Raw genomic sequence first — 12,303 nt, 5'->3', positions numbered from 1 at the left:
TTGTGCACGGCACTGGCCAAAATCCATGGGCCGTCCGATAGCATCGCCATGATCGCTACGGCAGGGCGGGCCGACCACCGTCCCGGCCGAATCGCGCCAAGGACGCGCGTACGGCCGAGGGCGATCGCTACGCGTGAGCAGGCAGTCACGTCCGGCGCCGCACGCACGCACACAAGGGGGAACTGATGGAGAACGTGCAGGCCTGGGTGCTGCCCGCGGGTCCGCAGGACAGGTCCGGCGGCCCGGTCCGCGGCGAGCTGACCCTCACCCGCATCCCGGTCGCCTCCCCGGGCGAACACGAGGTACTCGTCGAGTCCCTCGTGGGCTGCTGGGAGGCCAACATGGAGCACGCCCTCGCGCGCACCCCCGTCGACATCGTGCGGCAGCGCGGCGAGGACAGGATCGTCATCGGCACCTGCGGCGTCGTCCGCGTGCTGAAGACCGGCCCGGCCGTGCGCGGACTGCGCGAGGGCCAGGAATGCCTGTGGATCCCGTTCGGCCAGGTCGACCGCAACGGCTACGCCGAGACCATCTGCGCCTACGACGCGCCGGGCTCGCCCGGGCTGCTGGCCGAGCGCATGGTCGTCCCCGCCGACCGGCTCGTGCCGCTGCCGTCCGACGGACGCTACCCGCCGGAGCGCTGGGCGCCGTTCGCCCGGTACTTCACCGCATGGGACAACTGGCGCGTCACCAGCCGGTGCTGGCGCAGCCAGGTCGACGACGCCTGGGACGAGCAGCCCCTCGTCCTGGGCTGGGGCGGCGGCGTCGTCTTCGCCGAACTGGAACTGGCCCGCCGCGAGGGCTTCCGCACGGCGATGGTCTCCGGCCGGGAGAGCCGGCTGAAGGAGATCGCCGCGTCCGGTGCGATCGCCGTCGACCGCCGCGAGTTCCCCGACCTGGACTACCTCCGGGCCAAGGAGTCCACCGACCCCGATGCCATGGACCGCTACCGCGCCTCCGAGGCCCGGTTCCTGGAGATCGTCGGCGAACTCTCCGGTGGCCACGGCGTCTCCGTCTTCCTGGACAACCTCGGCGGCGGCCTGCACCGGGCCACCATGAAGAGCCTCGCCCGCGAGGGCGTCGTCTCCACCGTCGGCTGGAAGACCGGCATGCGGCTGTGGAACCTGCGCGCCACCGAGTGCATCAGCCGGCACATCCACGTCCACACCCACGCCTGGCGACTGCAGGACGCCGCCCGCATCCGTGACGTCCAGCAGGAGACGGGCTGGCTGCCCGACATCGCCGACGACCCGGTGACGCCGTTCGCCCGCGTCCCCGAACTGGCCGAGTCCTACCGCCGGGACGACCTCGACACCTACTTCCCGTTGTTCTCCGGCGCCGGGAGGGGCTGAGCCATGAGCCCGCGTTCCTACGACGTGGCGGTCGTCGGCATGGCCTGCGCGTTCCCCGGCGCCCCGGACCTCGGACGGTACTGGGCCAATGTGCTGGCCGGTGCCGACGCGGTCACCGAGGTCCCGCCGGACCGCTGGCAGGCCGACCGCCACTGGGCCGGGGCCGGGGCGGCTCCCGGCGAGCGGTCGCCGTCGAAATGGGGCGGTTTCCTGCCGCCCCTGCCCTTCGACGCGCTCGCCCACGGCGTTCCGCCGAACTCCCTCGGCGCCATCGAGACCGCCCAGCTGCTCGCCCTGGACACCGCCGACCGGGCGCTGGCCGACGCCGGGTACGCCAAGCGCCCGTTCGACCGTGAGACCACCTCGGTGATCTTCGCCGCGGAGGCGGGGGCCGACCTCGCCTCCGCGTACGCGGCACGCTCCCTGCTCGGTCAGCACCTGGAGTCGGTGCCGCAGGAACTGGACGCCCGGCTGCCCCGGCTCACCGAGGACTCCTTCCCCGGCACCCTCGCCAACGTCATCGCCGGCCGGGTCGCCAACCGGCTGGACCTCGGCGGCCCCACCTACACCGTGGACGCGGCCTGCGCCTCCTCGCTGGCCGCGCTCGACCAGGCCTGCAAGGAACTCCTCGCCCACACCAGCGACATGGTCCTGTGCGGGGCCGTCGACACCCACAACGGCCTCCACGACCACCTGCTGTTCGGCTCGGTGCGGGCCCTGTCGCCCACCGGCCGCTGCCGCGCCTTCGACGCCTCCGCCGACGGCATCGTCCTCGCCGAGGGCGTGGCCTGCCTGGTGCTGAAGCGGCTCGCGGACGCCGAACGCGACGGCGACCGCGTCTACGCCGTGATCAAGGCGGTCGGAGCGGGCAGCGACGGGCGCGGCCTCGGCCTGACCGCGCCCCGCCCCGAGGGCCAGCGGCGCGCCCTCGAACGCGCCTACGCCCTGGCGGGCGTGTCACCCCGCGAGGTCGGCCTGGTCGAGGCGCACGGCACCGGCACGGTGCTGGGGGACCGCACCGAACTGGAGACGCTCACCGAGGTGTTCCGCACGGCCGGCGCGCGGCCCGGAGCGTGCTCGCTGGGCTCGGTGAAGTCCCTCATCGGTCACGCCAAGTGCGCGGCCGGCATGGCCGGACTGATCAAGGCCGTCCTCGCCGTGCACACCGGCGTCCGCCCGCCCACCCGCCTCACCGAGCCCAACGCGGCGTGGAACCGGTCGACCAGCCCCTTCGTCTTCGACACCACCGCCCGCCCCTGGGCCGGCCCCGAACGCGTCGCGGGCGTCAGCGCGTTCGGCTTCGGCGGGGTCAACTACCACGCGGTCGTCACCGCCCACCACTCCGACCCGGCGGGACACGCCGTCGCGCCGTCCGCCGGACTGCTGCTGTTCCGCGGCACCGAGGACGAGGTCCGCGACGCCCTGCGGGAGCTGGCAGGCCGGCTGGCCGACGGCGCTCCGGGGCCGGCCGCCCCGACCGCCGTCACCGGCACCGGCCCGACCCGCGTTGCCATCGTCACCGGGGACCCCGCCGCACTGCGGGAACAGCTCGAACTGGCCCTGCGCCTGGAGGACCGCCCCGAGCACGGCGTCCATGTGGGGGACGGCACCCGGCAGCCCGTCGCGCTGCTCTTCCCGGGCCAGGGCAGCCAGCGGCCCGGCATGCTCGTCGACCTCTTCGTCGCCTTCCCGCGCCTGCACCGGTACCTGCGTGCCGAACCCGCACTCGCCGACGCCCTCTTCCCGCCCGCCACCTTCGGCGGCGACCCCCCGCGCCTGGTCGACACCCGGCTCGCCCAGCCCGCCCTCGGCCTCGGCGGACTCGCCGCCCTGGACCTCCTGCGGGCCTGCGGCGTCGCATACGACATGACCGCCGGCCACAGCTACGGCGAGCTGCCCGCCCTCGCCGCCGCCGGCGTCCTCCCCGAGCCGGCCGTACTGCCGCTGAGCGGCGCCCGTGGCGCGGCCATGCACGGCGCGGCGGGTACGGACCCCGGCGCGATGGCCGCGGTCGCCGCGCCCGCCGGCACGGTCACCGACCTGCTGGCCCGGCACGGACTCGCGGACGACGTCACCCCGGCCAACCACAACGCCCCCGGACAACTGGTGCTCGCCGGTTCCGCGGCCGGGATCGACACGGCCGTCGCCGTCCTGCGGGAGGCCGGTCACACCGCCAAGCGGCTCCCGGTCGCGGCGGCCTTCCACACCCGGCGGATGGCCCCGGCCGTCGACGTGTTCGCCGCCGCGCTCGCCGGCCACCGGCTCCACGCACCCCGGGTGCCCGTCTGGTCGGGCGCCACCGCCCGGCCGTACCCCACGGAGCCCGGGGCGATGCGCACACTGCTCGCCGACGCCCTCGCCCGCCCGGTGCGGTTCGCCGAGCAGATCGAGGACATGTACGCGGCCGGCGCCCGCGTCTTCGTGGAAGCGGGCCCGGGCACGGTCCTGACCCGCCTGGTCGGTGAGGTGCTCGCCGGCCGGCCGCACACCGCCCTGTCCGTGGAGGCACCCGGCCGCCCCGGCCTGCCCCACCTGCTCGGCACCCTCGCCGCGCTCGCCGTCCGCGGAACCCCGGTACGGCTGGACGAGTTGACCGGCGACCGCGTACCCCCGCAGGAGCCGGCCCCCGCGACCGCCGGCTGGACCGTCGACGGGCACCTGGTCCGCACCGCGGACGGCACGCCCGTACCCGGCGGTCTGCGGCCCGCCGGACCGCCCGCCACCCTGACCGGCGGCGGCACGCCCGACGGCCGCGACGAGACCGTCATCGAGTTCCTGCGCGGCACGCAGCGGATCGTGGCCGCGCAACAGGAGGTCGTGCTCCGGTACCTCGGCACGGACGCCCCGGCGCCCGAGCGGCCCGCCGCGGAGCCGCCCCGGCAGCCCGCCGGGCCCGAGCCCGAGACGGCCGCACCCGCCGGGACCTCCGCACCGACCGTCCTGGACCTGGTCGCCGCACGCACCGGCTACCCGCCCGCCATGCTCGACCCGGACCTGGACCTGGAAGCCGCCCTCGGCGTCGACTCGCTCAAGCGAACCGAGATCGCCTCCGCCCTGCTCCGGGGCACCCCGGCCGCGGAAGCCGTGGGCGAACTGGCCGACCTGCGCACCATCCGGGCGATGACCGACTGGCTCACCGCCCGCACCGTCCCCGCCCACCAGCCGACCGCCCCGGAGCCGCACGACCGGCCCGCCGACCCGAAGGACACCTCCGGTCAGGTGGGCGGGGCGGAGCCCGAAGGCCGGTCCGCCGGTCCGTCGGACGCCGTCGGCGGCCGGGTAACCGGGGCGGAGGCCGCAGACCCGTCCGCCGGTCCGGCGGACGCTGTCCGTCAGGAGACCGAGGGCCCTTCCCCCGGTCCGTCGGGCGCTGTCCGGCACGTGGTCGAAGCCGTGGCCGAGGAACGGCCGGCCGGCCCGCCGCCGGCCCTGACCCGTGCCGTGGTCAGCGGCGGCGGCGAGATCGCAGACGTACTGGCCGCCCAGCTCAAGGAGAACGGCACCGAAGTCGTCAGCGACCCCGCGGGCTGCGACGCCCTCCTGCTGCTCGACGCCCTCGACGGCGGCGACGGCATCCTGCCCGGCCGGTTCGCCGAACTGCGGGCGGCGATCCTGGGCGGTGTGTCCACCCTGCTGCTGGCCACCTGCCACGCCGCGGGGCCCGCCGGCAGCGGACTGCACGGGCTCGCCCGCGCGGTCTCCCGTGAGCATCCCGGTCTCGCCGTGACCGCCGTCGACCTGCCCGCCGGACTGCCACCGGAGGCCGCGGCCCGGACCCTGCTCGGCGAACTCCGCGCCCCCCGCCCCTCGGTGACGCACACCGCAGGCCACCGGGCCGTCTGGCGGACCCGGCCGGCCCCGCTGCCCGCCGCCGACGTCACCGCCCGCGACCTCGGCCTGGACCGCGACTGCGTGGTGCTCCTCACCGGCGGCGCCCGCGGCATCACCGCACGCGTCGCCCGCGCCCTGGCCGCTCTCACCGGCTGCCACGTCGAACTCGTCGGACGCAGCGAACCCCTCGACGGGCCCATCCTGACCGACGCCGACCTGCGCGCACGCCTGATCGCCGACGGCGGGCGCGACCCGGCCGGAATCGAACGCGCGGTCCGCGCCCACGCCGCCGGCCGGGAGGTCCGGCAGTGCCTGGACGACCTCGCCGAGCGGGCCGCGTCCGTGCGCTACCACCGCGCCGACGTACGCGACCCCGAACGACTGGGCGCCGTCCTGGACGACGTGTACGCCCGGCACGGCCGGCTGGACACCGTCGTCCACGCGGCCGGCCTGGTCCGCGACCGGCTGCTGCGGGACAAGACCCCCGACGAGTTCGCCGAGGTGTACGACACGAAGGTCGCGGGCGCCCGCACCCTGGCCGCCCGGTTGCGGCCCGGCCTGCGCCACCTGGTGCTCTTCGGCAGTATCTCCGGCGTCACCGGCAACCGCGGCCAGACCGACTACGCCGCCGCCAACGACGCCCTGGACACCCTGGCCCGGCACTGGTCCGGCCGGGTCGCCGACCGGGTCCTCGCCCTGGACTGGGGCCCGTGGGCGGCCGAGGCGGGCGGCATGGTCACCGCCGAACTGGAACGGGCGTACGTCCGCAACGGCATCGGCCTGATCGACCCGGAGGACGGTGTACGGGCCTTCCTGCGCGAACTGGCCTTCGGCCGCGACCCGCAGGTGCTGATCACCGCCGGGGACCCCGCCCGGTTCGGGAGCACCCTTGACTGAGATCCTCCTCGCCGCCGCGGACGACCCCGGCACCCTGCGCGCCGCCCTGCGCTCGGGCGGAGGCGGCGGCACCGGTCCCTGCCGCGTCGCCGTGCTCGGCCCCACGGCCGAGCGGGTCGGACAGGCCCTCGCCCTGATCGAGCGGGGCGAGCCCTGGCGCGGCGGCAACGACATCTGGTTCGCGCCCCGCCCCGGGCCCGTCGGCGGTACCGTCTTCCTCTTCCCCGGACTGGACGCCCGCACCGGCCCGCCCCCCGACGACGTCCTCCACTGGCTGGGCCGTCCCGCCGGACCGGTGACCGGCACAGCCACCCTCGCCGAACGCACCCACGCCACCCTGCGGCTCAACCGGGTGCTCCACGCGGCGCTGCTGCGGGCCGGGATCGTCCCGGACGCCATGGCGGGCCACAGCGCGGGGGAGTGGAGCGCGCTGTTCGCGGCGGGCCTCTTCCCCGAGCAGGCGTTCGACGCGTTCTCCCGGACCATGGGTGCCGCCCCGGTCCCGGACGTGGTCTTCGCCGCCGTCGGCCTGCCCGCCGAGGCAGCGGCCCGGCTCGCCGAGGGCGAGCCGCGGGTGGCACTGTCCCACGACAACGCGCCGGACCAGAGCGTGCTGTGCGGCGACGAGGACGCCGTCACCCGCTGCCTCGCCCGGATCGCCGACCCCGAAGTGCCCCGCAGGGTGCTGCCGTTCCGGTCGGGATTCCACTCGCCGATGCTCACCCCGTACCTGCCGGGCTTCTCCGCCGTGTTCGACCGCGTGCCGCTCGCCCGGCCCGCCGTCCCCGTCTGGTCGGCGACCACCGTCGCCCCCTACCCGGACGACGATGCGGAACTGCGAGCCCTGTTGAACCGGCATCTCGTGGAACCGGTGCGGTTCCGCGCCGTGATCGAGCGGATGTACGGGCAGGGCGCCCGCGTCTTCGTCCAGGCCGGCTGCGGCAGCCTCACCCGCTTCGTCGCGGCCACCCTCCACGGCCGGCCGCACCTCACGGTCAGCGCGGGCTCCGCGACGAGGCCGCAGCTCGACCAGCTGCGCTGGGCCGCCGCCGCGCTCTGGGCCGAGGGCCACACCCCGGACCTGACCGCACTCGGCCTGCCGCGGCCCACCGGGGACCTGACCGCACTCGGTCCGCCCCGGTCCGCCCCGGCCCGGACGCCGAACGCCCACCGGGCGACCGGAGCCGACCCGGTCACCACCGTCCACGCGGTACCCGGTGCCCACCCGGTGACGGACGCCTACGAGGCCGCCGTCGCCGCGGTGAGCGCGTCCGTGGAGACCGTCTACCGGACCTGGAAGGAACGGACATGAGCAGCCGACGACACGCGGTCGTGACCGGATCGTCCAGCGGCATCGGCGCGGCCGTCGCCGCCCGGCTGGCCCGGGCGGGCTGGGCGGTCACCGGCTGGGACCGCAGACCCGGCGACGGCACCGGCCTCGCCGACTGGCGCGAGGTGGACGTCTCGGACGCCGAGTCCGTCCAGGCCGCGGCCCGCGAGGTGACCGGCACCGACCTCCTCGTCAACAGCGCGGGCGTCGGGGCCATCGCCCCGTCGGCCGAGCTGAAGCCCCGCACCTGGGAGCGGGTCGTCGGCGTCAACCTCAGCGGCACCTTCTACTGCGCCCAGGCCCTCCTCCCGGCCCTGTCCGCGAACCGCGGACTGGTGGTGAACCTGGCCTCCGTCATGGCCCACCGGGCGGTGCCCGGCCGGGCCGCCTACTGCGCGTCCAAGGCCGGCGTGGTCATGCTCACCGAGGCACTCGGCGTCGAATGGGCCGAGCACGGTGTACGCGTGGTGGCCGTCAGTCCCGCCTACGTCCGCACCCCCCTCGTGGCGGAGGGCTTCGCCCGGGGCAACCTGGACGAGGCCGCCATCGCCGCCCGCACCCCGCTGGGCCGGCTCGCCGAGCCCGAGGAGATCGCCGACCTCGTCCTGACCCTCACCGGCGACGAGTTCGCCTACCTCACCGCCACCACCCTGCGCTTCGACGGCGGCTGGACCGCCGACGGCGTGTTCCCCCGCTGAACAGGCCCACGGACAAGGAGAACCAGACCCGATGCCCGTCACGGACTTCGGCGTCCTCGCGCTCGCCCACGCGCTCGGCGACCCGCATGACGTCGCCGCCACCGCGGCCGACCACGTCGACGACCCCGACCGCGTCCTGCTGTGGGGCTACCGCGGCTACCACCGCGCCCCGGAGGGCACCACCTCCACCGCGCTCGCCGCCCGCGCCGCCGAGAAGGCCCTCGCCAAGGCGGGCGTCGATCCACGCGACCTCGACCTCGTCGTGGTGGCCGACAGCAGTGTTCCCGAATACCTGCTGTGGGACACCTCGGCCGCGGTCGCCCGCGCGATCGGCGCCGGCACGACACCGACGCTGCTGCTCAGCCAGGGCTGCGCGTCCGGCGTCACCGCCTTCCGGCAGATCGCCGGCACCTTCGCGACGCGCACCGACGCCGAGACGGTCCTGCTGGTCGCCGTCAACCAGGTCAGCGAGGCACACACCAACCGCATGCGCTTCAACACCCTGCTCGGCAGCGACGGCGCCGCGGCGGCCGTGCTGCGCCGCGGCCACGGCCGGCTGCGCTGGCTCGCCACCGAACAGCTCACCGACCCCGCCTACGCCGACTTCTACCGGGTCGAGTACGGTGGCGCGACCGCCCCGCACGCCCCCGAGGGAACCGGCAACCCGGACGTCGACCCGCTGGCCCTGGTGTACCGGCACTTCCGCCGGGAGCCCGAGGACCTGGCGAAGTTCGTCCGCGTCATCAACAGCCGCGTCCGCACCGTCTTCGAGGACGCGTGCGACGAGGCCGGTGTCGACCCCGGCCAGGTCAAACGGTTCCTGTTCCTCAACGACAACCAGGAGTCCCTCGCCGACGTCGCCAAGGCCGTCGGCGTGCCCCTCGACCGCACCAACGCCGAACTGGCCAAGGACCTCGGCCACTGCGGCGGCGCCGACCAGCTGATCTGCCTGGACACGCTGCTGGAGCGCGGCGAGCTGGCCGAGGGCGACGTGGTCGCGCTGGCCGGCCTGTCCATCGGCATGCACTGGTACTGCACCCTGCTCGCCGTCTGACCCGGCACGGCCGAGACACACCCGTACCCACCGATCACACGATCACGCCGGTCACGCCGGCACACCGACGAACACGGAGAAGGACGACCATGGCAGAGCTGACCATCCAGGACCTGATCGACGTCTTCAACCGCAGCAACGGCGACCAGGACCCGGTCGAGCCCGAGGGCGACCCGTCGGACGTCACGTTCGCCGCCCTCGGATTCGACTCGCTCACCACGCTGAACGCCGTACGCCGGATCGAGCGCAAGCACGGCGTCGCACTCGGCGAGAACGTGATCAGCGAGGCCCGTACGCCGCGGCAGCTGCTCGACCGCGTCAACGCCGCGCTCTCCGCGGCCTGAAGCCCCAAGGGGGACACGACATGTGCGGAATCACCGGATGGGTGGCCCACGGCGAGGACCTCGCGCGGCACCGGTCCGTCGTCCAGGCGATGACCGACACCATGATCTGCCGCGGGCCGGACGCCGAGGGCGTCTGGATCGACGGACCCGTCGCGTTCGGCCACCGCCGGCTGTCCATCATCGACCCCGAGGGCGGCGCCCAGCCCATGGTCGCCGAACGCGACGGCCGGACCCTGGCGGCCCTCACCTTCTGCGGGGAGATCTACAACTTCCGTGAGCTGCGCGCCGAACTGACCGCCCTCGGGCACACGTTCCGTACCGGCAGCGACACCGAGGTCGTCCTCCTCGCCTACCTCCAGTGGGGTGCCGAGTTCGCCGCCCGGCTCAACGGCATGTTCGCCATCGGCCTGTGGGACGCGACCACCCGCGAACTGCTGCTGGTCCGCGACCCGATCGGGGTCAAGCCGCTCTACTTCGCCCGGACCTCCGACGGCGTGGTGTTCGGCTCGGAACCGAAGGCCGTGCTGGCCCACCGGGGCGTGCCGCGCCGGGTCGACGCCCAGGGTCTCGCCGAGATCCTGGACATGGTCCGCACCCCGGAGATCACGCCGTTCGCCGACCTGACAGAGGTCCGCCCTGGACAGGTGGTGCGGGTGACCGAGGGCGGTCTGACCCGCACCCGGTACTGGCAGCTGACCGCCCGCGAGCACACCGACGACCTGAACACCACGATCACCACCGTGCGGGAGCTGCTGGAGGACATCGTCTCCCGCCAGCTCGTCGCGGACGTCCCGGTCGCCACCCTGCTCTCCGGCGGCCTCGACTCCTCGGCCATCACGGCCCTGGCCCAGCGCGCGCTGAACGCCGAGGGACGCGGTCCGGTCCGCTCGTACTCGGTGGACTTCCAGGGTGCGGCCGACGGTTTCGAACCGGACGCGGTCCGCGGCACGGCCGACGCGCCGTACGTACGGGACTGCGCAGCCCACGTGGGCTCCGACCACAGCGAGGTGCTGCTCGACAGCACCGAGCTGGCCGACCCGGCCGTCCGGGCGGCGATCCTGGGCGCCACCGACCTGCCGCCGGCGTACTGGGGCGACCTGTGGCCGTCGCTGTACCTGCTGTGCCGCGAGATCCGCAAGCGGGCGACGGTGGTGCTGTCCGGCGAGTCCGCCGACGAACTGTTCGGCGGCTACCGCTGGTACCAGCGCCCCGAGGCGGTCGACGCGCCGACGTTCCCCTGGCTCACCCCGGGGTCGGCGCGCATCTTCGGCGGCAGCTCACTGATCGACCAGGGCCTGCTGGAGAAGCTGGACCTGGAGGGCTACCGCGGGGACCGCTACGCCGAGGCCCTCGCCGAAGTGCCGGTGCTGCCGGGGGAGTCCGCGTCCGACCGGCGCATGCGCGAGGTCACCTACCTGAACATCACCCGGTTCATGCAGGCCGTGCTGGACCGCAAGGACCGCATGAGCATGGCCGTCGGCCTGGAGGTCCGGGTGCCGTTCTGCGACCACCGCCTGATGGACTACGTGTTCAACGTGCCCTGGGCGATGAAGTCGTTCGACGGCAGGGAGAAGAGCCTGCTGCGCGCCGCCGTCCGCGACGTGCTGCCGGCCTCGGTCCTGGAACGCACCAAGACCCCGTTCCCCTCCACCCAGGACATCCGCTACGAGCAGGCCCTGCGTGCCGAGCTGCGGGAGGTGCTCGCCGATCCGGACGCGCCGGTGCTGCCGCTGCTCAACACTGCTCGGGTCAAGCGCGTCCTCGGCCGTGAGCTGGACGACTTCAGCATGCCGCACGACCGGGGCGGTATCGAGATGGCCCTGTGGCTCAACCGCTGGCTCGTCTCGTACGACGTGACCGTCACCATCTGACGGCCGACCGCCGGAGCGCCGCCCGCACGGGCCGGGCGGCGCTCCGACCCACCCCGGGCGACCTCGCCGACCACCGTCCGCACCAGCACGTTCCACAGTCAAGTACGTTCCACAGACAGTACGTTCCACCAAGGGGGACACATGGCCGATCGGTCCAGCGCGGCGCACCAGTTGTGGCTGCGCGGCTTCCACCAGCCGACACCGGGAGCGCCGCGCCTGCTGTGCCTGCCGCACGCGGGCGGCTCCGCGAGCTTCTACTTCCCCGTCTCCAAGGCCCTGTCGCCCGCCGTGGAGGTGCTCGCGGTGCAGTACCCCGGCCGCCAGGACCGCAGGCAGGAGCCGCCCGCGGAATCCGTCCAGGAACTCGCGCAGGGTGTGTTCCGCGCCCTGGACGAGCGGGACGACACACCCCTCGCCCTGTTCGGGCACAGCATGGGCGCCATGGTCGGCTTCGAGCTGGCCCGGCTTCTGGAGGACGCCGGGCGGCCTCCCGCGGTGTTCTTCGTCTCCGGCCGCCGGGGCCCCTCCGTCCAGCGGTTCGAGAACGTGCACGAGGGCGACGACGCGCGGCTGATCGAGGAGGTCACCAAGCTCGACGGCACCGACGCGGCGCTGCTCCAGGACGAGGAACTGCTGCGGATGATCCTGCCCGCGCTGCGGGCCGACTACCGCGCGGTGGAGACCTACCAGCCCACCGCCGGACCGCGTCTGAAGAGCCCCTTCGTCGCGCTGACGGGCGACGCCGACCCCCGGGTGACCCCCGACGAGGCCCGGACCTGGTCCCAGGAGACCGACGGCCCCTTCGAACTCCACGTGTACCCCGGGGCCCACTTCTATCTGGTGGCGCAGCAGCAGGCGGTACTGGCCCGGATCGAGGCCACGCTGCAGCGGCTGGCGTCCGGCACCCGCGCGGCGGTCTGACCCCC

The 12,303-nt window shown here is 74.7% G+C and carries 8 protein-coding genes; all 8 read left to right on the top strand.

All coding sequences use genetic code 11. The features are described from left to right. Positions 1-185 precede the first annotated feature (185 nt). The 8 genes from IEZ20_RS33060 to IEZ20_RS33025 all read left to right on the top strand — a co-directional run bounded on the left by IEZ20_RS33060 (position 186) and on the right by IEZ20_RS33025 (position 12,298). On the top strand, positions 186-1,352 hold the full coding sequence (locus IEZ20_RS33060; RefSeq protein WP_189305511.1) for a zinc-binding alcohol dehydrogenase family protein: 1,167 nt from the start codon (positions 186-188) through the stop codon (positions 1,350-1,352). Between the two features lie 3 nt (positions 1,353-1,355). Continuing rightward, complete coding sequence (locus tag IEZ20_RS33055; protein ID WP_189305509.1) at positions 1,356-6,080, top strand: type I polyketide synthase; 4,725 nt, start codon at positions 1,356-1,358, stop codon at positions 6,078-6,080. Further along, positions 6,073-7,392 carry an ACP S-malonyltransferase gene (locus tag IEZ20_RS33050; RefSeq protein WP_189305506.1) on the top strand — a complete coding sequence of 440 codons (1,320 nt, stop codon included), beginning with the start codon at positions 6,073-6,075 and terminating at the stop codon, positions 7,390-7,392. Before IEZ20_RS33055 ends, IEZ20_RS33050 begins: the two co-directional genes overlap by 8 nt. Then, positions 7,389-8,108, top strand: a complete 720-nt coding sequence (locus IEZ20_RS33045; RefSeq protein ID WP_189305504.1) for an SDR family NAD(P)-dependent oxidoreductase — start codon at positions 7,389-7,391, stop codon at positions 8,106-8,108. Before IEZ20_RS33050 ends, IEZ20_RS33045 begins: the two co-directional genes overlap by 4 nt. A gap of 31 nt (positions 8,109-8,139) precedes the next feature. Further along, on the top strand, positions 8,140-9,162 hold the full coding sequence (locus IEZ20_RS33040; protein WP_189305502.1) for a 3-oxoacyl-ACP synthase III family protein: 1,023 nt from the start codon (positions 8,140-8,142) through the stop codon (positions 9,160-9,162). Positions 9,163-9,251: 89 nt separating this feature from the next. After that, positions 9,252-9,506: an acyl carrier protein gene (locus IEZ20_RS33035; RefSeq protein WP_189305500.1), complete on the top strand. Its 255-nt coding sequence runs from the start codon at positions 9,252-9,254 to the stop codon at positions 9,504-9,506. A gap of 20 nt (positions 9,507-9,526) precedes the next feature. Continuing rightward, positions 9,527-11,377 (top strand): asparagine synthase (glutamine-hydrolyzing), encoded by a 1,851-nt coding sequence (gene asnB, locus IEZ20_RS33030; protein WP_189305498.1) that lies wholly within the window; start codon positions 9,527-9,529, stop codon positions 11,375-11,377. A gap of 141 nt (positions 11,378-11,518) precedes the next feature. Beyond that, entirely contained in the window at positions 11,519-12,298 is a 780-nt protein-coding gene (locus tag IEZ20_RS33025) for a thioesterase II family protein (RefSeq protein ID WP_308434714.1), read from the top strand. Positions 12,299-12,303 lie beyond the last annotated feature (5 nt).

It is taken from the genome of Streptomyces cinerochromogenes (genome assembly GCF_014648635.1).
In the GTDB taxonomy this organism is placed as follows: Bacteria; Actinomycetota; Actinomycetes; order Streptomycetales; family Streptomycetaceae; genus Streptomyces; species Streptomyces cinerochromogenes.
The sequence above is the reverse complement of the archived record's forward strand: the minus strand, read 5'-3'. Positions and strand labels throughout refer to the sequence as shown.